Annotated in this window: 17 protein-coding genes and 1 rRNA gene; 15 read left to right on the top strand and 3 right to left on the bottom strand. The window is 35.5% G+C overall.

The window, feature by feature from the left end; translation table 11 throughout:
* Positions 1-3,672, bottom strand: coding sequence for a CHAT domain-containing protein (locus EZJ43_RS07225; protein ID WP_133262041.1), 3,672 nt, complete (start codon positions 3,670-3,672; stop codon positions 1-3).
* A 310-nt stretch (positions 3,673-3,982) separates the two neighbouring features.
* Between EZJ43_RS07225 and EZJ43_RS07220 the strand changes: the two genes are divergently transcribed.
* The 15 genes from EZJ43_RS07220 (at position 3,983) to EZJ43_RS07155 (ending at position 22,320) form a co-directional block, all read left to right on the top strand.
* A complete protein-coding gene (locus tag EZJ43_RS07220; RefSeq protein ID WP_133262040.1) occupies positions 3,983-4,801 on the top strand; it encodes an aminotransferase class IV in 819 nt (272 codons plus the stop codon).
* Between the two features lie 157 nt (positions 4,802-4,958).
* Positions 4,959-5,504 (top strand): bifunctional pyr operon transcriptional regulator/uracil phosphoribosyltransferase PyrR, encoded by a 546-nt coding sequence (gene pyrR, locus EZJ43_RS07215; protein WP_133262039.1) that lies wholly within the window; start codon positions 4,959-4,961, stop codon positions 5,502-5,504.
* 7 nt (positions 5,505-5,511) lie between these two features.
* Complete coding sequence (locus EZJ43_RS07210) at positions 5,512-6,441, top strand: aspartate carbamoyltransferase catalytic subunit (protein ID WP_207924582.1); 930 nt, start codon at positions 5,512-5,514, stop codon at positions 6,439-6,441.
* A gap of 647 nt (positions 6,442-7,088) precedes the next feature.
* A complete protein-coding gene (locus tag EZJ43_RS07205; protein ID WP_133262037.1) occupies positions 7,089-10,115 on the top strand; it encodes a tetratricopeptide repeat protein in 3,027 nt (1,008 codons plus the stop codon).
* Positions 10,116-10,119: 4 nt separating this feature from the next.
* Positions 10,120-11,511: a TonB-dependent receptor gene (locus EZJ43_RS07200; protein ID WP_243718054.1), complete on the top strand. Its 1,392-nt coding sequence runs from the start codon at positions 10,120-10,122 to the stop codon at positions 11,509-11,511.
* An 18-nt stretch (positions 11,512-11,529) separates the two neighbouring features.
* Positions 11,530-11,814 carry a TonB-dependent receptor gene (locus EZJ43_RS17470; protein ID WP_243718053.1) on the top strand — a complete coding sequence of 95 codons (285 nt, stop codon included), beginning with the start codon at positions 11,530-11,532 and terminating at the stop codon, positions 11,812-11,814.
* A gap of 51 nt (positions 11,815-11,865) precedes the next feature.
* Positions 11,866-13,212 carry an HU domain-containing protein gene (locus EZJ43_RS07195; RefSeq protein ID WP_133262036.1) on the top strand — a complete coding sequence of 449 codons (1,347 nt, stop codon included), beginning with the start codon at positions 11,866-11,868 and terminating at the stop codon, positions 13,210-13,212.
* On the top strand, positions 13,213-13,917 hold the full coding sequence (locus EZJ43_RS07190; RefSeq protein ID WP_133262035.1) for a MotA/TolQ/ExbB proton channel family protein: 705 nt from the start codon (positions 13,213-13,215) through the stop codon (positions 13,915-13,917).
* A complete protein-coding gene (locus tag EZJ43_RS07185; protein WP_133262034.1) occupies positions 13,917-14,318 on the top strand; it encodes an ExbD/TolR family protein in 402 nt (133 codons plus the stop codon). Before EZJ43_RS07190 ends, EZJ43_RS07185 begins: the two co-directional genes overlap by 1 nt.
* The gene (locus tag EZJ43_RS07180) at positions 14,318-15,151 is read left to right on the top strand and encodes an energy transducer TonB (protein WP_133262033.1); all 834 of its coding nucleotides are present in this window, start codon (positions 14,318-14,320) and stop codon (positions 15,149-15,151) included. Before EZJ43_RS07185 ends, EZJ43_RS07180 begins: the two co-directional genes overlap by 1 nt.
* A gap of 327 nt (positions 15,152-15,478) precedes the next feature.
* Positions 15,479-15,694 carry a hypothetical protein gene (locus EZJ43_RS07175; RefSeq protein WP_133262032.1) on the top strand — a complete coding sequence of 72 codons (216 nt, stop codon included), beginning with the start codon at positions 15,479-15,481 and terminating at the stop codon, positions 15,692-15,694.
* Positions 15,681-16,100 carry a putative toxin-antitoxin system toxin component, PIN family gene (locus EZJ43_RS07170; protein ID WP_133262031.1) on the top strand — a complete coding sequence of 140 codons (420 nt, stop codon included), beginning with the start codon at positions 15,681-15,683 and terminating at the stop codon, positions 16,098-16,100. The genes EZJ43_RS07175 and EZJ43_RS07170 overlap by 14 nt, the downstream gene beginning before the upstream one ends.
* A gap of 59 nt (positions 16,101-16,159) precedes the next feature.
* Positions 16,160-17,404 carry a bifunctional folylpolyglutamate synthase/dihydrofolate synthase gene (locus tag EZJ43_RS07165; protein ID WP_133262030.1) on the top strand — a complete coding sequence of 415 codons (1,245 nt, stop codon included), beginning with the start codon at positions 16,160-16,162 and terminating at the stop codon, positions 17,402-17,404.
* Between the two features lie 130 nt (positions 17,405-17,534).
* Complete coding sequence (locus EZJ43_RS07160; RefSeq protein WP_133262029.1) at positions 17,535-20,936, top strand: methylmalonyl-CoA mutase family protein; 3,402 nt, start codon at positions 17,535-17,537, stop codon at positions 20,934-20,936.
* Positions 20,937-21,042: 106 nt separating this feature from the next.
* A complete protein-coding gene (locus tag EZJ43_RS07155) occupies positions 21,043-22,320 on the top strand; it encodes an acetyl-CoA hydrolase/transferase family protein (RefSeq protein ID WP_133262028.1) in 1,278 nt (425 codons plus the stop codon).
* Between the two features lie 51 nt (positions 22,321-22,371).
* Here the strand turns inward: EZJ43_RS07155 and EZJ43_RS07150 are convergent, their stop codons facing one another.
* Positions 22,372-23,352, bottom strand: coding sequence for an acyl-ACP desaturase (locus EZJ43_RS07150; RefSeq protein ID WP_133262027.1), 981 nt, complete (start codon positions 23,350-23,352; stop codon positions 22,372-22,374).
* A 990-nt stretch (positions 23,353-24,342) separates the two neighbouring features.
* A 5S ribosomal RNA gene (rrf, locus tag EZJ43_RS07145) occupies positions 24,343-24,454 on the bottom strand.
* Between the last annotated feature and the right edge of the window lie 9 nt (positions 24,455-24,463).

Genomic DNA, 24,463 nt, shown 5'->3' with positions numbered 1-24,463 from the left:
CTATTCAATCAATACAAATCCGGCCCATAAAGCTGGTTTTGCGCCATAAAGCTTACGCATTTCTGTTTGAGCCAAATTGAAAGACTCCGCAATGTTTTTACCAATGGCAATATTTCCATAGAATTTCTGCATCATTTCTGCAGTTTCCTTGTCGGGAACCGGCCACAAGCTTACAATCATTTTATCCACGCCCGCCATTTTTAAAGCCCGCTGTAAACCAAACACGCCTTCGCCCGACACATTTTCGCCAACACCAGTTTCACAAGCTGAAAGTACAGCAAGCTTGGTATTGCTCAAATCTAAATTTGATAGTTCGTAAGCTGTTAAAATACCATCTTCTTTACCATTCTCTACCGCTTTGCCCAACCAGGCTTCGTTTGCGGCGCTAAAAACCAATCCTGTACGCAACAGTGGGTTTTCTAAATGGTTGTATGATAGCGCTTTTCCACTAATATTTGTATTTAAAGGAAAATAAAATCCATGTGTAGAAATGTGGATTATGGAAGGAGATTTAGACCCTGATAACTCCTTAAAACTGCTTTCCGAAGCATCAGCGCCAGCAAATTTATCAACTTTCCAATTATTTTTTTTTAGCATGGAAGTTATGCTATTTATTTCTTTTAAAGTATTGGGCAAATAATTCCATTTCGATTGCCCTGTAGCATCGCTGGGTAAAGAACGGTTGCCCAGTAACGCATCGTTGGTTATATTCGTATTGGCCAGATCATATTGCGCACCACCAAATAATGCGATCGATTTGTCTATTTTAAAATCTGAAGAAATATTGTTTTTAATATCTTTCGTGCTTAAAACAAACCGCAAGTCGTATTTATCAATCAAATAATTACCTGAGCTATCTTCTAAGCTTGCAAAAGAAACATTGTTGGTTATTCCATCAGCCGATATGTATAGCTTCCGCACATGAGCGAGTTGATTTTTTAAAGGCAGCCAAATACAGTTATATAGTGCTTTGTAAGCTTCAGGATTTTTTAGCTGGTCATCTAACAGAATTCCCCTACCATTTACGCCTTGATTCTTTACAAAACTGTTGATTAGATTTCCATCCTTCAACACCACGAATTCAGGATATTTTGTATTTGGCTTAATAATATAAGCAGCGTAAATTAATGAATCGGTTAACTTTTCTCCGTTATAATATGGAAACTCCACAAATTCTATTGCGGCTTCATTTGCGCCCAATTTATTTTTAATCGTTTCAAAATCTATATTATTTTGATCTTGGAATTGTTTGAAAGACTCAGAATTGAAAGAAAGTTGCTGTTCCAATTTTTTAGCAATATTCTCTAGACTATCTTTGATGGATAATTTATTCGGTCCATTTTGATATGCGCTTGCAAGCTGCTTTCTAACGTCTTTAAGTTGTGCGTATTGTTGCTTTAAGGTATCGTTACCTGATGAATTAATCATCTTTACCAAATAATCAGATGTATTTAAGAGCAATCCTTTTGTTTGAACAACAAAATTGTATGCTGTTTTATTTATTTCGGGTTTATTTTTGTACAAAATGGATTGAACAGAAAAATATTTATACAAGTTCTCTTGCAATGTTCTATTATATAACCGCTTTTCTTTTTCGCTAAAACCCGCCATGTTTAAAATCATAAAATCATTTATCTGAGTTAAAGATTCTCTCATAAGACTTTCCGCCTCTAAATAATTTCCAACATTAAAATATACATCAGCCATGCTCATTTTAACATCTGGAATAGCAATCTCACTGCTACTGCTGGTTTTATCACCTAAAGCCACAATTGCCTTTTTATAGTAAAAAATAGCACTATCTGTTTTGTGGAGTTTACTCATAATTGCAGCCTTTTGGGTGAATAAATAAACCTGTGTACTATCAAAATTACTTAACTTAAATGCGTACTCATTAGTTTGCTGCGCAAGTTTAAGGTTCCCCTGCCTTAAATAAACTTCTGCAAGCATTTGATAGTAATTCTTTTTGCTTCTCAAAATCTCACTCTTATTTTGATCGTAAGTAGATGTGTCTTCTATCAGTTTAATATTATTTAGCATTAAAGTATCTAAACCCGAAAAATTTCCGCTTTGTAGTCCATAACTAACTTTTACTGATCTGTACCGCTCATATTCCTGACTTTTAGTATCAAAGTTTTCGATCAATATCTTCTCCATTCTGCTAAGCGCGCGCTCGGCGTTTTTCCAGTCTTTTAAAGCTGTTGCACCTGCTACCAATCCATACAAATCATTTATAAAGTTAAAATTTACAGTATCTCCGTTTAATTTTTTAATCTCCAAGGCCTTTTGCAACCAAATATTACTTTTGGCATCTTCACCCTTATAATCATACACATATTGCAATTGCCGGGCTAACTTATAGGTGAGATCAGTATTTACATCATGATAAGCCGAATACGCTTTTAAGTAGGCTATTTCTGCACTATCCAACTGCCCATAGTGAATGTAGGTACCGCCTAAGCTTGTTAAAACTTGCGAGTAAGTTTTGTTTTTATTTCCATATATAGTTAAAGCTAAATTTGCCGATTGGCGGAGATATTCAGAAGATTTTTGATAATTTTTTAAATCATACTTTGCATCGCTAGAATTATATTGTGAACCAATTGCTTTCAGCGCAGCCACGTATGTTTTTAAACTATCTGGCAACATTTTCGATATGGATAATAACTCGCTTTCCAGTACAACTGCATTCTTAAAATCGTGTTGCTTAAAATATATAGCATGTAAATCTGCCAATACATCTACTGTTTTAACTGAATTTTGCAATCCATTTTTAGCTAAAATATTTAATGCTTTAAACATGCAATATTTAGCTAAAGAATCTTGTTCTAAATAATCTTGATAAGCCAACCCAAGTCTTTGTAAACTTACAATGAATTTTTCACTCGTATCACCATTTAAAGACGTGAGATCCATCATCTCTTTGGCATAGTAAATACTTTTCCAAGAATTACCTTTATCCAGCTCGGCTCTCGACATAGAATCAATCTTTGCCAAACTATAAACCGTATCTAAAACACTGTAAAGATTATATCGCCAGTCTTGTAAATTTTTCAACTTACTTTTACATAAAATCGAATCTATTTCGTAAATAATTTCTGCATTGCGATTGCCAAATAATTCTTTTCTTAAAATTAAAACTTGTTTACAGTACCTGGAAGCACTTTGAGCACCGAAGGCTTCTTCAAAGCTATTTGCAACATCCGCAACTACATTTAAATTCGTCCTCTTATCTCTCGTGTTTTTTAGTTTAAAATCCAAGTATTTAGCACTGAAGAAATTAGCACTATCAATATTTTTAACATGATATAAATACCTCATTTTTAAGTTACTGTATATAAATTCCGTTGTCGTGATATTTTCGAAATCTTTTACTTTTTGTATTTCATTATAAGCTTTGCGCCACCAAATCGCTGCATTTTCAAAATCTTCCCTTTCGGAATACGTTACACCAATGTTATTTAAAGCCCTAAAATATTCCATAGACTGAGAGCCAAATTCCTTAACAGCTGCGTCTTTAATTTTAAAAGCGATCAATAGCGTAGAATCCTTTTTGGTGCTGTCTGTAGCTAAACGAAAGTATATTTTGCGCAAAGCATCTTGATTAAGTTGCGCCATAGCACCAACAGAAGCAAAGAACAAAAAGCAGAAGAATAATATTTTCCGGAACATGTGACCTCAAAAGGATTTATAAAAGTAATGAATACATAGAATTAAAAAAATACCTGTAAATAGGTAAAATGATAAAATTTCAGTTCAACCAATATTTTACTGTGCTAACGGAGCCTGCTTAGGCCATTTTTAACGCATTAAAATTTCCAACGCACCTAAAATTGAACAATTAATTTACTCAACAATACCACACTATATTCTAAAATTTAAAACAAATGTCTTAATTTTAACCATGCATAAATTTATAGTACTGAATGCGTAAGTATTGTGTAAATAATTATTCATTTTGAAAAAATAAACGCACCAATCAATGGAAATTTCAATCAATTTTAAACTTTATCAAGAAGAAGACGCCAAAATCTCAGTAGCCGATCTATCCATCCAAAGAGGTTTTGGCATTTTTGATTTTTTAAAAACGATAGATAATAAACCCATTTTTATTGAAGATTATTTTAACCGTTTCTACAACTCCGCAAAAGAGATGAATATGGACGTTTGCTTTAATCGTGAACAACTTAGAAACGGAATTCATGAACTCATAAGATCAAATAATATCCCCAACTCGGGCATTAAAATGATTTTAACTGGTGGCTTTTCTGAGAATGGTTATAAAATGGCAAAGCCGAATTTAATATTGGTTCAAACGCCATTGCTTGTTAGTAATACATTACCAACTAAAGGTTTAAGCCTGGTTAGTTACAACCATCAAAGGCAAATTCCACATGTTAAAACCATCGATTATTTACAAGCCATAAGGCTGCAAAATTTTGTTAAGGAAAATGATGCTGACGATCTCCTTTACCACAACAATAATTTGGTGAGAGAATGTCCGCGCGCTAATTTTTTTATTGTAACCGAAAATGAGATTATAACGCCAAAGAATCAGATATTAAGCGGAATTACTAGAAATAAAATCCTCAACCTAAATATCCCAAACTACTCATTTTTGATTAGAGATTTTACTTTAGAAGAGGTTTATAATGCGAAAGAGGCTTTTGTAAGTAGCACGACTAAAAATGCTTATCCTATTATTAAAGTAGACGGAAAACAAATTGGAAACGGTAAAAATGAAGTCGTCCGGCAAATTAACGATGCACTTTTAGCCTTAGTAAGCGCCGATCAGATTTAACTTTTGAAGCCTGACTTATATTTATAACTTTTTACTTTCTACTTTAGGACCTTGCCTTATAACCTATAACTTACAACATACAACTTTTCACCTAAAACTTACAACTTTCTGCTTTAAACTTTAAACTTTAAACTTATATTTGCCCAATCCTTCTAAAATGCAAAAGAAAACACTTCTCGACGGACAAAAAATTCAGATTACAATTAAGAGGCTTTGCCATCAATTAATTGAAAACCACGACGATTTTTCTAATACCGTTTTAATTGGAATTCAACCTAGGGGAATTTATTTAGCAGATCGAATTCATCAGGAACTCCAAAGCATCCTTAAAATCGATAACCTTAAAAAAGGAAACCTCGACATCACTTTCTTCCGCGATGATTTTCGTCGTAAAGATGGCTTGGTTACCGCTAACAGTAACTCTATCGATTTTATCATCGAAAATAAAAAAGTTGTGCTAATTGATGATGTACTTTGGACAGGCAGAACAATTAGAGCCGCGTTGGATGCACTTTTGGCTTATGGCCGACCAGAAAAAGTAGAGCTTTTAGTTCTTATCGATCGGAGATTTAGCAGGCATTTACCTATTGAACCTGATTACATCGGCAAAAAGGTAGATAGCTTAGATTCGCAAAAAGTAGTGGTAACTTGGGCAAGTGAGGGCGCAGAAGATAAAGTAATTTTATTATCAGAAAAGCAATAATATAAAAATGGCAGCAGACAGATTATCCACCCGACATCTTTTAGGCATTAAAGATATTAACCGGAACGATATAGAACTCATTTTCGAAACTGCAGATAATTTTAAAGATGTAATTAATAGGCCAATTAAAAAAGTGCCTTCATTACGCGATATTACCATTGCCAACATATTTTTCGAAAATTCTACCCGTACAAAACTTTCTTTCGAGTTGGCCGAAAAAAGGCTTTCGGCCGATGTGGTCAACTTCGCTGCATCTTCCTCATCAGTAAGTAAAGGCGAAACTTTAATCGATACCGTAAACAACATCCTATCGATGAAAGTGGATATGGTAGTGATGCGTCATCCGTATGCAGGCGCGGGTCAGTTTTTGAGCAAACACATAAAAGCTCAAATTGTTAACGCAGGAGATGGCGCACATGAACACCCCACGCAAGCCTTACTCGATGCTTTTTCCATCCGCCAAAAACTGGGCGATGTAGAAGGCAAAAAAGTGGTTATTGTGGGCGACATTTTACACTCAAGAGTTGCCATATCAAACATTCTTTGTCTGCAACAATTAGGCGCAGAAGTAATGGTTTGCGGCCCAACAACTTTAATTCCAAAACACATTGAAGCACTTGGGGTAAAAGTTGAACACAACCTAATAAAGGCGTTAAATTGGTGCGACGTGGCAAACATGTTGCGCATTCAGTTAGAACGCCAAGACATTAAATACTTCCCATCATTACGAGAATATGCGATGATGTACGGCTTAAACAAGCAAATACTGGATAATTTAAATAAAGAAATTATTGTAATGCACCCCGGACCAATTAACCGTGGCGTAGAAATTACCAGTGATGTTGCCGACAGCAAGCAATCTATCATTTTAGAACAGGTAGAAAACGGTGTTGCCGTTAGAATGGCGGTGTTGTACTTGTTGGCAAGCCAAGGGTAGTTTTTTTTAGTGATGAGTGTTGAGTGATGAGTGATGAGTGTTGAATGATAAGTTCTTAGCGAGTGCCAAAACCCCTATTTGATGATGCGTTTTTAGTGTTGAGTGATAAGTGTTGAGTGATAAGTTCTTAGCGAGTGCCAAAACCCCTATTTGATGATGAGTTTTGAATGATAAGTTCCTAAAAAGTGCCAAAACCATTATTTGATACCAAGAAAATTTTAGTTTTGGCGTCGAAAGTTATTAGCTAAAACATAAATATCATCAATTTTCAAACCTTAATCGCCGTTTGTTAACGGAAGGTTTTATTATTTAGCATACAAAGCAATTACCGAAGGCAGCAATATTATTCATGCGCACACCATCATCGCTTAACTTTTTAATAGTTTAAATTACTGCCAATATAAAAATAGACTTGTTATGCCTTTTTAATTATCGCCAACAATCAAACAATTTAACAATTTAACAATAAAAACAACTCAACAATCAATCATTTCACCAATCCCCCTCTCTTTTTTCCACATTCGGCATTTAAACTATACCAAATTGAAGATACTTCCGTTAATTTGTGTTATCAACAGTTGTTAATTACTTATGTTGATAACATTGGAGTAAATTCCTTAGTTTAGTAGCAACCATATTTGAAACAAATGCATAAAAGATACTTACTGATTCCGCTATTTTTAGCAGGAAGTTTTGTTACTTACGCTCAAGTTAGCGCAGTTCAAAACCTCAATAAAAATTATCAAACCGGATTAGAATTACTAGATAAAGAGAAATTTAACGCTACTGCAGAGCAGTTTAAAATAGTAGAAAAGCAATCGAACAAACCTTCTACGCAATCAGAAAGTAACGCAGAATTATCTTTACTAAAGGAAAATGCAAAATTTTATGCTGCGGTTTGCGCTTTAGAGCTAACCAATAGTGATGCCGAGAGTTTGTTTCAAGATTTTATTCGCGATTATCCGTTAAATCCGAATACCAAGCTTGCTTACTTTTACGTGGGTAAAACTTATTTTAATCAAAAAAACTACACCAAAGCATTAGAATGGTTCGAAAAAACAGATCCGTCTTCACTTTCAGGCAAACAACGTAACGAATACCAATTTAAGCAAGGTTATTCTTACTTCGAACAAAAGAATTTTGAAAAAGCCGAGCCTTTATTTGAGCAGGTAAAAAAAGAGAAAGGTGCTTATCAAGAAAGCGCTACATATTATTTCGCCTATATCAATTACTTAAACCGCGAATATAAAACGGCACTTGCCAATTTCGAAAAGCTTAAAGGCTCCCCTACTTATGAAGCCAGTTATCCATACTACATTACATCAATGTATTATTTGGACGAACACTATGATGATGTAATTGCATACGCAATACCTGCAATGGCCAAAACAAAACAGCAATTTGAACCCGAAATGTTAAGTTTAGTTGCAGCGTCGTATTTTGCGCAATCGGATTTTAAAAATGCCGAGAAATATTTCGCAGCGTTTTACGCTAAAGATAAAGGCGAAAGCAAGAACAATCTTTTTATTTACCAATATGGATATACGCTTTTTCAAAATAAAAAATATACCCAAGCCGTTACCGTTTTAGAAAAATTAAATACAGACGATATTTACCTGCAAAATGGAATGCATACTTTGGGTAAAACGTATTTACAATTAGGCGATAAAGCTAAAGCTCAGGGTGCTTTTTTCAGGGCCTCGCGCTTAACTTTTGATAAAGGAATACAAGAGGAAGCATGGTTTAACTATGCCAAACTAAGTTACGAATTAGAATTTCATCAACAGGCGCTCGATGCTACGCAGAATTTCTTAAAAACTTTTCCTAATTCTAAAAGGTTAAACGAAGTTAAAACTTTACTGGCCGAGGTATTATTAACCACTAAAAACTACCAAGCAGCTATTGATATTTTAGAACCAATGCCCAATAAAACCACCGAGGCGCAAGAAGCTTATCAAAAGGTTACTTATTTCCGCGGATTGGAATTTTATAATGAAAGAGCGTTTCCTAATGCGTTATCAATGTTTTTGCGTTCTGAGAAGTATCCTTTAGACAATGAAATTAGCGCGTTATCGGCCTATTGGAAAGGGGAATCCATGTACGAACTCCGCAAATACGCCGAAGCCGTTAAAACTTTCGAATCGTTTATGCAAATGCCCGGTGCCGATAAAACCGGTATTTACAACTTTGCCAATTATGCTTTGGCTTATGCGGCTTTCGAAGATGAAAAATATACCAAGGCAGCCAATTACTTTGAGAAGTTTTTAGCGGGCAACGATAAAGATCAAAAAACTGTAGATGATGCCACAATTCGCTTAGCCGATTCTTATTTTGTAAATAAAAACTATGGCGATGCCTTAGCGAATTACAATACCATTATTAAACGAAAAACAACTTCCGAGGATTATGCCCTTTTCCAAAAAGGAATGATACAAGGTTTGCAGAAAGATTACGATACCAAAATTGCCACCATGCAGAGTTTGTTAAAGCAATTTCCAAATTCTAATTATGCAGATGATGCTGGTTTCGAAACCGCTTATACTTATTTCAACAAAGGCGATTTCGATAAATCTAAATCTGACTTAGTTGATTTGGTTGCGAAATATCCTCGAAGCAGTTACGTACCTAAAGCCTTAGTTACCATTGGCTTAGTTCAGTACAACCAAGATCAGGACGATTCGGCTTTAGAATCATTTAAAAAAGTAATTAGAGATTATCCTAGTGCCGATGAAGCTAAGCAAGCTTTAGAATCGATAAAAAATATTTATATAGACAAGGGCGATGCCGATGGTTTTATTACCTACGCGGGCACTACACCTTTAGGAAATTACACCAACGCCGAACAAGATAACATCGTTTTTAGCGCAGCAAATAACCTTTATTTAAAAGGCGATGCAAATGCTGCTTTTTTAGCGATTAATGCTTATTTCGATAAATTTCCTAAACCAATACACGAAAAAGAAGGCAAGTTTATTAGAGCAGAATCTTTAGTAAAACTGAAAAGACCCGACGAAGCAATTGCCGATTATGAATTTATTTTGAATGATTGGACGAGCGATTACACTGAACGTTCTTTGTTGAGCATTTCTCAACTTTTTCTCAACCAAAAGAAATATAACGAGGCTGTTGTTTATTTAAAAAGGTTAGAAACTACAACCGATTATAAATCAAACTACAGCTATGCCATTAACAATTTATTAAAAGCTTACACCGCTTTAAATATGCCCGATGACATGCTCAAATATGCCCAACTCACTAAAGAATCTGAAAAAGCATCAGAAGAAGAAAAAAACAGTTCAGGACTTTTCGCTGGTAAAGCATATTTATTAAAAGGTGATACCACCACGGCCATTAAAGAGTTTAGATACGTAGTTTCGGTTACTAAAACTATTGCCGCTGCAGAGGCTAAATATAATTTAGCATTATTGGAGTACACCAAAGGCGATTACAAAACATCACAAAAAACATGCTTCGATTTAATTAATAATATGCCATCTTACGATTATTGGGTAGCAAAATCTTTTATTCTACTATCGGATAACTATGTTGCTCTAAAAGATAATCTACAAGCAAAAAGTACATTGCTGAGCATTATCGATAATTACGGAAACAAAACTGACGACATCATCGCGACAGCAAAACAAAAATTGGAAAAATTAAACCAGAAGAAGTAAAATTATGAAGTCGATTAAATATTTATACAGCTCATTATTTTTGCTTGTTGCTGGCTTATCAACAGTAAATGCGCAAGATAAAAAAGAAGAGAATGTTACCGTTAAAGAAGAAATTGAAGTTGTGCGTCCGTATAAACCCATTTTAGCAGAAGCCGTTAAATTACGTCGTAGTCCAAACTTAAACGATGTAAAAATCTACAAAGCAAAATTAAATTATAGCATTACTGATCGTAAATTAGAACTAAATAGTGATATTCAAAAACTCCAAGCTCAACAATTAGCAGCCGAAAAGGAAACAGAATTAATCAACAATTACGTTAAAGGTGGTATTGGCAATCTTTCTACCTTGTTAGGCGAAGTGTACATTAACTTAGGTAAAGATGAAAGTTTACAAGCAGGTGGATATTTCAAACATTTTAGTCAAAATGGGAAATTAAACAAGCAAAATAGCAGTTACCAGCAATTAAGTGTTTTCGGAAGAAGCATTTTAGATGAAAATACAATAAGCGGACGCATTAATTTCGAACGGAATGGCACCTATTTTTATGGTATTGATGATGCCCGACCAACATTTAACACCAATCCAGAAAAACAAGCTTTAACATTATTCGAAGCTGAAGGCGAATTGATTAAAAATTATCATGAAAGTGATGATGCTTTGAGTTATGCTTTAAAAGCAAATGGATACGTGTGGACCGATAAATTTAGCGCCAAAGAAAGTTACTTCACCTTAAACGGCTACTTAAATAAAAGAATTAATTCTTTCAATTTAGGTGTAGCTGCATCAACAGAGTTTGGAAGTACTAAAGATGCCTTAACCAGTGTGGGGAATAATATTTTACGTTTAAACCCTTATATACGCTTACAGCTTGAAGGAGTAAAGGTAACTGCAGGTCTTAATTTTGTAAACGAGTTTGGCGCAGCGAAAAGCGCTAGAATCTTCCCTGCAATTACTGCAGATTTTACGCTAATTCCTGATTATTTACAAATTTTTGGAGAAGTTAAAGGTGATGTAAATCGCAGTTCGTTAAAAAGCTTTACCGACGAAAACCCTTGGCTTAACCAAAACATCAACATTAAAAACGCTGTAGAAAAATTAACTATCAGCGCTGGCATTAAAGGCACAGGTGGTGCCGGTTTTGGATATAAAGCTCGTTTTTATGTAAAACAGATAGAAGATATGCCACTTTTCGTTAATAACTTCACTGATTTTAATAAGTTCGATGTGATTTACGATTTCGGGAAAACAAAAATAACCGGAATTGAGGGTGAAATTTCTGTTCAAGTTAGCGATGAATTAAAATGGACTGGTAAGCTAAACCTTGATGATTATAAAACATCACAAGAAACATATAGTTGGTTTAAACCAGGATTAAAAGTAAGCTCAAACTTTTAATATACTTACAATAAAAAATTGAGTTTTAACGCCGCTGTAGTTATTCAAGATGATACAAAAGCTAAAATATACACAGCTGCGCCTGTTCCAGCTGGTTTATATACAATGCCAAATACAGCAATAGAATCTATTGTAACAGTTAAGGGTTTTGTAGATTTAGGTATTGGTGCCGAATATAGAATTAACAATAAGTTTTCGGTTTTTGCAAAGGCAAACAATCTTTTAAACACCAACTACAGCAAATATTTATATTATCAAGTAAATGGTTTCAATATGTTTGGAGGACTAACCTATTCATTCTAAGCAAAAAATTAATATTGTGTTGATTTAGAATAAAACGCTAATTTTACCGCCATGGATATCATTTTATACCTTGAGGAAATTTTGTTGCAAAACAAAGAAGTTGGCATTACCGGCTTAGGCACACTGTATAAAAAGAAATTTGCTGGGAAATACGACAAAGAACAAAAGTCTTTTGTACCACCAAGTTTTACTTTGCAATTTACACCCGAAGTAAAAAACGCCGATATACTAGTTAGCTACATCGCCGAAAAAAGGAATATTTCTGCAGATAGCGCTCAATATTTTGTTGATCAATTTATTGAAGAAATCAATCAAAAATTAGAATTAGAACACGAAGCCGTACTTACAAATATTGGTCGCCTATTTTATACAGAGGCCGATGGATTGAGTTTTGAACCCGCTAAGAAGATAAATTATGGTTCAGAATTTTTTGGACTGCCAGTTCTTCCAGAAATTCATCAAGAGGAAGTTGATCAAATGGCCAATACTGAATCCGCTGTAGAAGATGAAAATATAATTGTTGAGGAGGACAAAGAATCAACAGAAATATTAAATAACGTTACGCCAATAGTTGAGCCAATAATTGAAAATGTTGATTTAGATGAGGTTAGAGATGATTTAAAAAACACTTTAAGCCACGCCGAATCCATCCCCGAAACAATTATTGAAACACCAGAATTTATAAAGGAGCAACATGAGGCGCATCCAAACCAATTTGGTCATCAGCCAGAGGCGGAGCAGGAATTAGCGAAAACTTATGTTAATTTAGAAGAAGATAAACAAGAAGAGCTCCCTGCATCTGATGTCCCAGAATTTATTAAAGAACAGCATGAAGAGCATCCCAACCGTTTCGGAAACGACCCTTTGACTACAAATGAAGAAGAAAAACCTAAATCAATTTGGCCTAAAATTCTTATCGCAATTTTGGTATTGCTAATCATTGCAGGTTTAACCTATTTGTATAAGCCAGAATTATTTAATAGTGCAACAAAAGAAAAGCCTAGTATTGCAATAATTCCTAATCGTACCGTTATTATACCAGATACAACCAAAATTAAACAAGATTCGATTGCAAAAGCCGATAGTATTTTAAAGGTAAATTTGGTACCAAACAAAGCAGATACATCAAAATTAATAGCCAATAATTCCAAAAAATTGGAAACAACTTTTGAAGTAATTGGCGCATCGTTTAGAACAACAAAAATGGCCGAGAGGTTTGTTAAACAAATGAAAGGCTACGGCATCACTGCTAAAATTGTACCTGTGGAAGGTCCTTATAAAAAAGTGAGTATTGCCTCATTTAAAACAGAACAGGAAGCTTTAGATGCCAGGCCAGCATTAAGTAAAAAAGTTAAAATAAAAGAATTAGACATTAAACAGATAAATACGCAACCATAAATGATCACTTTATTAATTCAAGACACAACACAAGCATTACAAGATACTGCAAGCGCGGTTAATCAAGCCTTAACAAAACCAACTCCCGAACTGCACTTTATCGATTTGCTATTTATGGGTGGATGGGTAATGGTTCCATTGGCTATTTTGGCATTTTTAGCATTAGTTATTTTTGTAGAAAGATATTTAACTATTAAAAAGGCAACAAAAGATGAATCAAATTTAATTGGTCAAATACGTTCTTACATCCATTCTGGAAACTTAGATGGCGCAATGTCACTACTAAAGAATAATAATTCTCCACTTTCTAGAATGCTACAAAAAGGCTTAAAGCGAATTGGCCGACCAATAAAAGATATAGAAGGTGCAATTGAAAATGTTGGCAAGCTAGAAGTTTCTAAATTAGAGAAGAATATTAATGTTTTGGGTATTGTGGCAGGTATTGCGCCAATGCTTGGTTTCGTGGGTACAATTATTGGTGTAATTGCTATTTTTCATCAAGTATCAATTAAAGGCGTTATCGAAATAGGGACTATTTCAGGCGGATTATATACCAAAATGATAACCTCTGCATCTGGATTAATCGTTGGTATTATTGCTTACATTCTTTATCATATTTTAAATATGATGGTAGAAAGAATTATTTTAAGAATGGAAACCGATGCCATTGATTTTATTGATTTGTTAGAAGAACCGAGTAAATAATGAATCTACGCAAAAGAACAAAAGGCACTGTAGAAGTGCACACATCAGCATTAAACGACATTATGTTCTTTTTAATGTTGTTTTTTCTGCTGGCATCGGCAGTGGTTAACCCCCAGGTTGTTAAACTGTTACTACCTCAGTCATCCAGTGGTCAACAGTCAACATCAAAAAAAGCCGTTACGGTAGCCATAGATGAGAATTTAAAATATTATGTCGAAAAGAAAATGACAAATATTGAAGATTTACAAACTGCAATAGAAGTTTATCAAAAGGCAGCCCCCGATTTAACAATTATTTTGTATGTTGCCAAAAGTGTTCCGGCAGAAAATATTATGAAAGCATACGATGTGGCCAATACTTTAAAATTAAAGCTTGTTTTGGCAGTAGAGCCTAAAAAGTAATGAATTATCAATTAGACAATATTAAACAAGAAGAAAATAATTATCCAAAAGCAGTGGCAATAGCCACTGGTATAATGGGTATTTTGTTATTGATAAGCTTTTTCTTAGTAATTGGAGCTTTTCAACCTGCAGAACAACCAGGTATGGGCGGCATGGTGGTAAATTATGGTACTGCCATTACAGGAATGGGCGATGATTATACGAGTGTGGAAGAGCCTTCAATGGCGCCAAATGCAAATAATAAGTTACCTGATAAAGTTGTGCCTGATGAAAAAGTGGTTACAAAAACCACCGCTCAAACAAGCGATAAAGATATTCAAACTCAAAATACGGAAGAAGCGTTGAGTATTGCAACCAAGAGTAAAAAAGTAAGCAATGCAACGCCTACAACTACATCAGAAGATAAACCAACAAAAACGATAAACCAAGCTGCGTTATATAAAGGAAATAAAAACAACGGGCAAGGCCAAGGTGATGGCACAGGAACAACTCCAGGTAACCAAGGCTCGGTAAATGGCGATCCTTTGGCCAATAATTATGGCGAAGGTGGTAGTGGTTTTGGTAATAAACCTATCGAATTTAGGCGCTTTGCAAACCTGATCGTACCTAAAGATGATGGCCAAGTAACTGGTAAAATTGCAATACGCATTTACTTTAATAGATCTGGCGAAATTACTAAAGCAACCCAAGATTTAAAAGGATCTACAACAACGGATACAAAATTGGTGAATAAATGTATTCAGGCTGTATTGAGTTCTTCATTAAAAAGAGCTGAAGGTGATGACAATAGAACTCAAACTGGTGTAGTTACTTTTAGATTTGGCGTAAATTAAGGAATGATAAGTTTTATTTTCTACCTAATAAATTGGTAAAGAAGTCAATCTATTAGTCGCAGATCTTCTGTTATCAAGTCGGCAGTACAAAATATCTCTTGCTGAAATATAATTTTCTTTTGTAAGAAGCTTCTAAAACGCGAGGCAGATAAAGTTAAATTATCTTTTGTTTTATGGTTTTTAAAAACCTTTTTGAAATTTACCGAAGAGAAGCAGAACTAAAAATGACCTTCTAAACTTTTGTTTCACGGTCCGTTAACTACAAATACTAACACGAATCATTTTCTAACTATTTCAAACATGAGTTTCTTTTCTTAAATTTGATTCATGGATACTTTAAGAATCGATATTTTAAATCCCAAAGCTGTTAAACTTTTAAAAAATTTAGCTGGCTTACATCTTATTTCAATTCAAGATAACTCAAAAAATGGTTTTAAAGCTGTACTTAAAAAGCTCAGAGCCAACTCAGCATCTGCCCCATCGCTTGAAGAAATAACAAGGGAGGTGGAATTGGTTAGGGCAAAGCGCTATGAGAAAAGCTAAAAGAATTGTTATTGATACAAATCTCTGGATCAGCTTTTTAATCACAAAAGATTATGCTAAAATTGATAACATCTTATTCTCAGGTAAAATTATTTTAGTATTCAGTACAGAGTTACTTGATGAATTCATTGAGGTCGCAAATCGTCAGAAGTTTAAGAGATTCTTCTCTAAATTAGAGATCGAAAACTTTCTTGAAACTATCGAAGAATGTGCCGATTTTACCAAAGTGAAAACTGTCGTAAATATTTGTAGAGATCCAAAGGATAATTTTTTACTTTCACTATCTATTGATGGAAATGTAGATTTTTTAATAACTGGAGATAAAGATCTATTAGATTTAAATAAAATCGGTAAAACTAAGATGCTAACGATGTCTGATTTTTTATTAACGTTAAGAAGTAAATAAAACATTCCTATAAATTGAACTACCAACAAACACTCGATTTTCTATACAGTAAACTACCAATGTTTACTCGGATTGGTGCAGCGGCTTTTAAAAAAGATTTAACAAATACAATTGCCCTTTGTGATGCGTTAGCTAACCCAGAGCGAAAATTCAAAAGTATCCACATAGCCGGAACCAACGGAAAAGGATCTACATCGCACATGTTGGCCTCAATTTTACAAGCGCATGGCTATAAAACAGGCTTGTACACCTCCCCTCACTTAAAAGATTTTCGCGAGCGCATCCGCATTAACGGTAAAATGATCAGCAAAGCTGAGGTGCGGTCTTTCGTAAAAAATCAACAAAATTTAATAGAAAATTTAAAACCCTCTTTTTTTGAGGTAACCGTTGCAATGGCTTTTGATCATTTCGCAAAAAATCAAGTTGACATAGCCGTTATAGAGGTTGGCTTGGGCGGGAGATTAGATTCTACCAACGTGATTACACCAGAAATTTCGGTAATAACAAACATTAGTTTGGATCATACCAATTTACTCGGCAATACAATTAGAGAAATTGCTGGAGAAAAAGCCGGAATTATTAAACACAATATTCCTGTTGTTATCGGCGAAAGTCAATCTAAATCTAAACCGGTTTTTATCAATAAAGCAAAAGAGGTCAATGCACCAATATATTTTGCTGATGATGAATATACCATTCAAAATGCGAAGAAAAAATGGAATGTGCTCAATTTCGATGTATTCAAAAATAACCAATTGCAATTCGAAAATTTAAAAACGGATTTAACAGGCACGTACCAAACTAAAAATATCCTTACGGTTTTAGCAACCTGCGAAAAGTTAAACGAAACTTCTTCTATAAAAATTAATTCATCATCCATTTATGATGGGTTAAAACAGGTTAAAAAACTAACTGGCTTACAAGGTCGTTGGCAAACTTTAGCAAAAAACCCGCTTATAATTTGCGATACAGGACACAATGAAGCCGGAATAACTGAGGTTGTAAAAAATATCAATTCCACTAAGTTCGATAAGCTGCATGTCGTTTTTGGGATGGTTAACGATAAAGATATTTCAAAGGTATTAGCTTTAATGCCTAAAAATGCAAGTTACTATTTTTGTAAACCTAATTTGGAAAGAGGTTTAGATGCTGAGGATTTAAAATTTCAAGCTTCTGCCTATCACTTAAAAGGCAATAGTTTCGCTTCAGTAATAGAAGCAAAAAAAGCAACCTTAAAGCAAGCAAGTATAAATGATTTGATATTTATAGGTGGCAGTACTTTTGTTGTTGCAGAAGTTATATAGAAATATTTTTATTTTACATCTACACGGCTATTAAAACGCTTCGAACTTTATAATTTACTACATTTGTAAACCAAATATTAAGTGGACCAAGCCGTAATTATCGCTCAATTTACGCTTAAAATCCTTTAAAATGCAACAAGTAGAAATTTATAAGCCAAAAAATAAAATACGTTTTTTAACTGCAGCTTCCCTGTTTGATGGGCATGACGCAACCATAAACATCATGCGCCGCATATTGCAATCGTCAGGAGCTGAGGTGATTCATTTAGGGCATAACCGTTCGGTAGATGAGGTTGTAAATTGTGCCATTCAAGAAGATGTTCAAGGTATTGCCATGACTTCTTACCAAGGTGGACACATCGAATATTTTAAATACATGTACGATCTTTTAAAAGAAAAAGGCTCTGGACATATTAAAATTTTTGCTGGTGGTGGCGGTGTTATTCTCCCCACAGAAATTGAAGAATTGCAAGCTTATGGAATTTCTAAAATCTACTCACCTGATGATGGTCGTAAAATGGGTTTGCAGGGCATGATTAACGACATGTTGCAAAAAACGGATTACGTAACCAAATCATCAATTACCGATGAGTTGCAAACCATTCCGAAGCAAGATACCAAAGCAATTGCCGCTGCGATAACAATTGCAGAGAATGATCCCGAAGGCACGCAAAGCTTTGTAACAGAACTAAATAAACTTTCTAAAAACAACAATACGCCTGTTTTAGGCATCACCGGAACCGGAGGCGCGGGTAAATCATCGTTAGTTGATGAGCTAGTTAGGCGCTTTTTGGTTGAAGTAGAAGATAAAACTTTAGCCATTATTTCGGTCGATCCATCTAAAAGAAAAACTGGTGGTGCTTTGCTTGGCGATAGGATCAGAATGAATGCAATTAATAATCCAAGGGTTTACATGCGTTCATTGGCTACCAGACAAGCAAATTTAGCGCTTTCTAAAAATGTACAAGAAAGTATCGACATTTGTAAAGCAGCGGGTTACGATTTGATTATTGTAGAAACTTCAGGTATCGGCCAGTCAGATACTGAAATAACTGAGCATTGCGATGTATCTCTTTACGTAATGACTCCAGAATTTGGGGCAGCAACACAACTCGAAAAAATTGATATGCTCGATTTTGCCGATTTAGTTGCCATAAATAAATTCGACAAAAGAGGTGCTTTAGATGCACTTCGCGATGTTAGGAAGCAGTATAAAAGAAATCATAACTTGTTTGATGCCAAAAATGAAGAAATTCCAGTGTATGGAACAATGGCATCTCAGTTTAACGATCCTGGCATGAATAATTTATTTGTGGCTTTAATGAAACAAATAAAACTTAAAACAGGTGTCGATTTTAATGCAAAAATGGAGTTGACTTCAGATCAGTCTGAGAAAATCTACATTATTCCGCCTGATCGCATTCGTTATCTATCAGAAATCGCCGAAGCGAGTGCTACTTATAATGAATTTGTTGATAAACAATGTAAAATTGCTAGAAAACTTTATCAACTTCGAGGCGTAATCGACTTATTAAACGATAGCAATGTCCAACATACCAAAAAAGTCCTCTCCTTCGGGGAGGATTTAGGTGGGGCTTTAAACGAAACCTATGATTTTCTCGATGAACAGCTCGATGGCAATTGCAAACGTTTACTTCGCCAATGGCCAGAAACAAAAAGGGCCTATAAAGAAGAGTATTTTATTTATAAAGTAAGAGATAAGGAGATTAAACAACCTTTATTTTACGAATCGTTATCGAAATTAAACATTCCAAAAATTTCTTTACCACGCTATGAAGATTGGGGCGATATTTTGGGTTGGTTACTTACAGAAAATTTACCTGGAGAATTTCCTTACGCTGCAGGCGTATTTCCATTAAAAAGAGATGGTGAAGACCCAACTAGAATGTTTGCCGGTGAAGGTGGGCCAGAACGCACCAATAAACGCTTTCATTATGTATCTTTTGGTCAACCTGCACACCGTTTATCAACAGCTTTTGATTCGGTAACACTCTATGGCGAAGATCCTCATACCCGTCCAGATATTTATGGAAAAATTGGCAATTCTGGTGTAAGTATCGCCACGTTAGATGATGCAAAGAAATTGTATTCAGGTTTCGACCTTTGTGCAACATCTACATCTGTATCTATGACAATTAACGGTCCTGCACCAATGTTGTTAGGCTTTTTTATGAATGTCGCCATCGATCAACAATGCGAAAAATATATTATCGAACATAAATTACAGCACGAAGTTGAACAGAAAATAGAAGCAATTTACAAAAGTAAAAACGCAACTAAACCATCCTATCAAGGCGAATTGCCAAAAGGAAATGACGGGTTAGGATTAATGCTTTTAGGCGTTACCGGAGATCAGGTTTTACCAGCAGATGTATATGCTCAAATTAAAGCCTACTCCATCAGCGCCGTTCGTGGCACTGTCCAAGCCGATATTTTAAAAGAAGATCAAGCTCAAAACACCTGTATTTTCTCAACAGAATTTGCCTTAAGAATGATGGGCGATATTCAAAAATATTTTATCGACGAAAAAGTAAGAAATTTCTATTCAGTTTCTATTTCAGGCTATCACATTGCAGAAGCAGGTGCAAACCCAATCTCGCAATTGGCGTTTACGCTAAGTAATGGATTTACGTTTGTAGAATATTATTTAAGCCGTGGCATGCATATCGACGATTTTGCACCGAATTTATCTTTCTTCTTTTCAAATGGATTAGATCCAGAATATGCAGTAATCGGGCGCGTGGCACGCAGAATTTGGGCAAAAGCCATAAAAAATAAATACAAAGGGAATGAGCGCTCTCAAAAACTAAAATATCATATCCAAACATCTGGTAGATCCTTGCACGCCCAAGAAATAGACTTTAATGATATTCGAACCACCTTACAAGCTTTGTACGCAATATATGATAACTGTAATTCGCTCCATACTAACGCCTACGACGAGGCAATTACTACACCTACCGAAGGTTCTGTACGCAGGGCAATGGCCATACAATTAATAATAAATAGAGAATTGGGTTTGGCAAAAAATGAAAACCCACTTCAGGGCGCTTTCATTATCGAAGAATTAACAGATTTAGTTGAAAATGCAGTTTTAGAAGAATTTAAACGCATTAACGATCGTGGTGGAGTTTTGGGCGCAATGGAAACCATGTATCAGCGCGGTCAAATCCAAGAAGAAAGTCTTTATTATGAAACTTTAAAACACTCCGGTGAATTCCCGATTGTTGGTGTAAATATGTTCCTTAATAAAAATGGTTCACCAACAATTATTCCTGGCGAAGTAATTCGAGCAACCGAAGAAGAAAAGCAATATCAGATCGCGGCCTTAGAAAAATTTAAAACCCGGAATGAAGATAAAGCGCGAGACCTATTAAAAAACTTGCAAAAATCGGCTGTAGCTGGCGAAAATATATTCGAACAACTAATGGAAGTATGTAAAGTATGTTCTTTAGGACAAATAAGCAATGCACTTTATGAGGTTGGCGGACAATACAGAAGAAATATGTAAAGCAAATATCATTTGTAATAAAAATCACTTTATTTCAATACTATAATGATACATTTTTTATAGCACCGTATTTAACTTAGCCACGTTTATTAAAAACCATAAAATAATGTCACAATTAAATTATATAAGTGCAGTAGATGCAGTAAAAAATATTAAATCTGGTCAACGTGTTTTTATTCATGGCAGTGCAGCCACACCTATTCATATCATCCACGCACTCCAAAACAGACATCAGGAATTAAAAGATGTAGAATTGGTGAGCATAACCAGTTTTGGCGATGTTGATTTTAATGATGAGAAATATAGAAAAAGCTTTTTTATTAATTCCCTGTTCGTTTCTGCAAACACACGACAAATCGCAAACAGTAATTATGGCGATTACGTTCCTATTTTTTTAAGTCAAATTCCTCAACTCTTTAAAACTAATATTCTACCGGTGGATGTTGCTATAATTCATGTTTCTCCACCAGATAAACATGGTTATTGCTCCTTAGGCACCTCAGTAGATATTGCAAGAGCAGCCGTAGAAGTAGCCAAATTTATTATCGCACAGGTTAACCCAAAAATGCCTCGCACTCACGGCGACAGTTTTATTCACATCAACCAAATAGATAGTATGGTTTGGCACGAAGCCGACCTACCAGAAATTAACTACGAAGATGGTGCAACAGATGCAATTATCAAAATAGGAAAAAACATTGCAAGTTTAATTGATGATGGCTCAACCTTACAACTGGGTATTGGTACCATTCCAGATCAAGTTTTAAAAAACCTTAGCAACCATAAAAATTTAGGCTTACATACAGAAATGCTGTCTGATGGCGTAATTCCACTAATTCAAAATGGTGCGATAAATAACAGTCTCAAAAAAATTAATAAAGGCAAATCTGTCACCAGTTTTATGGCTGGCTCAAGAAAACTTTACGATTTTGTTGATGATAACCCTGAAATAGAAGTGTTAGATATAGGCTATGTGAATGACACTAGTATCATCAGAAAAAATAATGATATGATCGCCATCAATAGTGCTATCGAAATCGATTTAACAGGGCAAGTTTGCGCAGATTCAATTGGTACTTATCAGTATTCTGGCATTGGCGGTCAAATGGATTTTATGCGAGGTGCATCACTATCTCAAGGTGGGAAACCAATTATTGCGCTACCATCTATAACCAATAAAGGCATATCTAGAATTACCCCTTTTTTAAAAGAAGGTGCTGGCGTAGTTACCACACGTGGCCATGTACATTGGATTATTACTGAATTTGGAACTGTAAATTTATTTGGGATGAACTTAAAACAAAGAGCAAAAGCTTTAATCAGCATCGCGCATCCATCTCATATAGAAACTCTAAACAGAGCCTTCCACGATAGATTTAAGTAAAAAAAAGCCAGTTACCATTTTGGTAACTGGCTTTATCATATTTATATTTTTTTATCCAGCAATCCAGCTAAATTTATAATCCATTGTAGGGTTTTTCATACGCTCTGCAACACGCAGTAAACGAGAAGGCAATGCCATAATATAATCTCTCGCTTTTTCTCCAGCATCATTCAAATCCTGCATACCTTCAATTTTCCAGTCTTCAATTAGCTGTTGCATAATTTCTACATAATCAACAGCAGTATAAACACCTAAACGTTGTGCAGCATCTGTAAAGTGACCAAAAGTCTGTCCAATTTTCAAACCTACTTCTCTCAAGAAATGCGCAGGCATCACAATCTTCTTACGCATCATATCTTCAAATGCCAACATCGCTTCATTAGGGTCAACCTCAAAAATACGATTCATAAAATCTTTATATGCTTTTGCATGTCTCGCCTCATCAGAAGCAATTACACCGCACATTTTAGATAATAACGAATCGCCATCCTTTTTTGCCAAAGAAGCAACCCTTCTGTGTGATACATTAGTTGCCATTTCTTGAAAACTCGTGTAAATAAAATTTCTATAAGGGTCATGTCCTGTGCCAATATCAAAACCATCGGCTATCAAATATTGCGTAGAAATCTCCATTTCACGCATATTTACTCGTCCAGAAAGATATAAGTATTTATTCAATAAATCTCCGTGTCTATTTTCCTCAGCCGTCCAATGGCGCACCCACTTCATCCAACCACCCTCTTCATTCCCACTGTGCCCATCTACCATCGCTAACCACGATTCATAAGTAGGCAAAGCCTCTTCCGTAATCGTATCACCAATTAACACAGCAACAAGATCGTAAGATAAATCTTTCGCATTATCTCTTAAATCTCTAATATCTTGGTAAAAGGTGTCACTTGTAGAATCAGGTAAAAAATCCGATGGTTGCCAGTTAGTATCAATAGGTTTTAAATAAGTATCCATAGATTCTAGCATATATTTCTCAATATGCATCATTACTTCCCTTCTCTTATCTGCAAAAAAACTCATCTGTATATTTTTATAGTGTTATGCACAAATATAACCAAATATAATGGCAATCAATACTATAATAACATATTTGCACACAATGAGTTTTACAAAAATTCACACTATCGAAAACAAATAACGAAAAAATTCTTGGTTCAAATACCATAGTTGCTTTATTCAAACTATGATTTAAATCTCAAGCCTTTGCACATAAAAAAAAAGCAGTCTTCTAATCCAAATCATTCGAAAAGCAGTTGCAGTTTTTCAAACGGGGCCCTGTTCCTGCTGTCCGCTTCAATCTTTTTGGGGGATCTTGTTATGGAACGGGAATCCGTATTTCCCAAAAAGGATTTCCGTTCCCATCAGGTTTATGAACAAAGGACCGTGGGGGGAAAGCCCGGGCCGGGGGCAGTGTCCCGTCAATTGAGGAACGGCCATCTGATACGGGTGCGGTACCGGGGGGAAGCGGGGAAAAAAGGTTATGAACGAAAAAAACTTCCAGCGTTAGCTGAAGGATCTCTTGCTAAATACCGCTTTGGGTGTTTATGACCTGGCACCGGCCGGATTTTATCCCGCAGATGCGGGAACTTCCACTCCAATGTACCAGGACAGTACCACAGGGATTGGCGGGCTTTATTTCCCGTTCCGGTCCCGGTGCATATCGGGAAGGCAGAGGCTGACATACAAAGACGGGACCACAGACAGTGAACTTCCATCCGGCAGTATGCAATGCAAAAAAAAGGTCGTGAACGGAAAAAACCCTCCAGCTTTAGCTGAAAGGTTTTCCGTTAACGTGCACTGCTGCATTTTAAGATTTGGCACCGACCGGATTTTATCCCGCGGATGCGGGACTTCCACGCCAATGCACCAGGCAGTACCATCGGCTCTGGCAGGCTTAACTTCTCTGTTCGGTCCCGATAGCTACCGGGAGGGAAGTACTGATAATTTTTTTTCGGGATTTGCAATAAAAACAAGAAAGCCCCATAACTTTCGTTAAGGGGCTTCTTTAAGATTTGGCACCGACCTACTCTCCCACATGTTACTGCAGTACCATCGGCTCTGGCGGGCTTAACTTCTCTGTTCGGAATGGGAAGAGGTGGACACCGCCGATATAGGCACCTAAATATTTTAT

This window comes from Pedobacter changchengzhani (genome assembly GCF_004354365.1).
Classification (GTDB): Bacteria; Bacteroidota; Bacteroidia; order Sphingobacteriales; family Sphingobacteriaceae; genus Pedobacter; species Pedobacter changchengzhani.
The sequence above is the reverse complement of the archived record's forward strand: the minus strand, read 5'-3'. Positions and strand labels throughout refer to the sequence as shown.

Coding starts and splice junctions, on each gene's coding strand:
- EZJ43_RS07150 (WP_133262027.1), bottom strand. CDS start 23,352: ATGAGTTTTTTTGCAGATAAGAGAAGGGAAGTAATGATGCATATTGAG.
- EZJ43_RS07155 (WP_133262028.1), top strand. CDS start 21,043: ATGTCACAATTAAATTATATAAGTGCAGTAGATGCAGTAAAAAATATT.
- EZJ43_RS07165 (WP_133262030.1), top strand. CDS start 16,160: ATGTTTACTCGGATTGGTGCAGCGGCTTTTAAAAAAGATTTAACAAAT.
- EZJ43_RS07160 (WP_133262029.1), top strand. CDS start 17,535: ATGCAACAAGTAGAAATTTATAAGCCAAAAAATAAAATACGTTTTTTA.
- EZJ43_RS07190 (WP_133262035.1), top strand. CDS start 13,213: ATGATCACTTTATTAATTCAAGACACAACACAAGCATTACAAGATACT.
- EZJ43_RS07205 (WP_133262037.1), top strand. CDS start 7,089: ATGCATAAAAGATACTTACTGATTCCGCTATTTTTAGCAGGAAGTTTT.
- pyrR (WP_133262039.1), top strand. CDS start 4,959: ATGCAAAAGAAAACACTTCTCGACGGACAAAAAATTCAGATTACAATT.
- EZJ43_RS07200 (WP_243718054.1), top strand. CDS start 10,120: ATGAAGTCGATTAAATATTTATACAGCTCATTATTTTTGCTTGTTGCT.
- EZJ43_RS07210 (WP_207924582.1), top strand. CDS start 5,512: ATGGCAGCAGACAGATTATCCACCCGACATCTTTTAGGCATTAAAGAT.
- EZJ43_RS07175 (WP_133262032.1), top strand. CDS start 15,479: ATGGATACTTTAAGAATCGATATTTTAAATCCCAAAGCTGTTAAACTT.
- EZJ43_RS07180 (WP_133262033.1), top strand. CDS start 14,318: ATGAATTATCAATTAGACAATATTAAACAAGAAGAAAATAATTATCCA.
- EZJ43_RS07170 (WP_133262031.1), top strand. CDS start 15,681: ATGAGAAAAGCTAAAAGAATTGTTATTGATACAAATCTCTGGATCAGC.
- EZJ43_RS07225 (WP_133262041.1), bottom strand. CDS start 3,672: ATGTTCCGGAAAATATTATTCTTCTGCTTTTTGTTCTTTGCTTCTGTT.
- EZJ43_RS07195 (WP_133262036.1), top strand. CDS start 11,866: ATGGATATCATTTTATACCTTGAGGAAATTTTGTTGCAAAACAAAGAA.
- EZJ43_RS07185 (WP_133262034.1), top strand. CDS start 13,917: ATGAATCTACGCAAAAGAACAAAAGGCACTGTAGAAGTGCACACATCA.
- EZJ43_RS07220 (WP_133262040.1), top strand. CDS start 3,983: ATGGAAATTTCAATCAATTTTAAACTTTATCAAGAAGAAGACGCCAAA.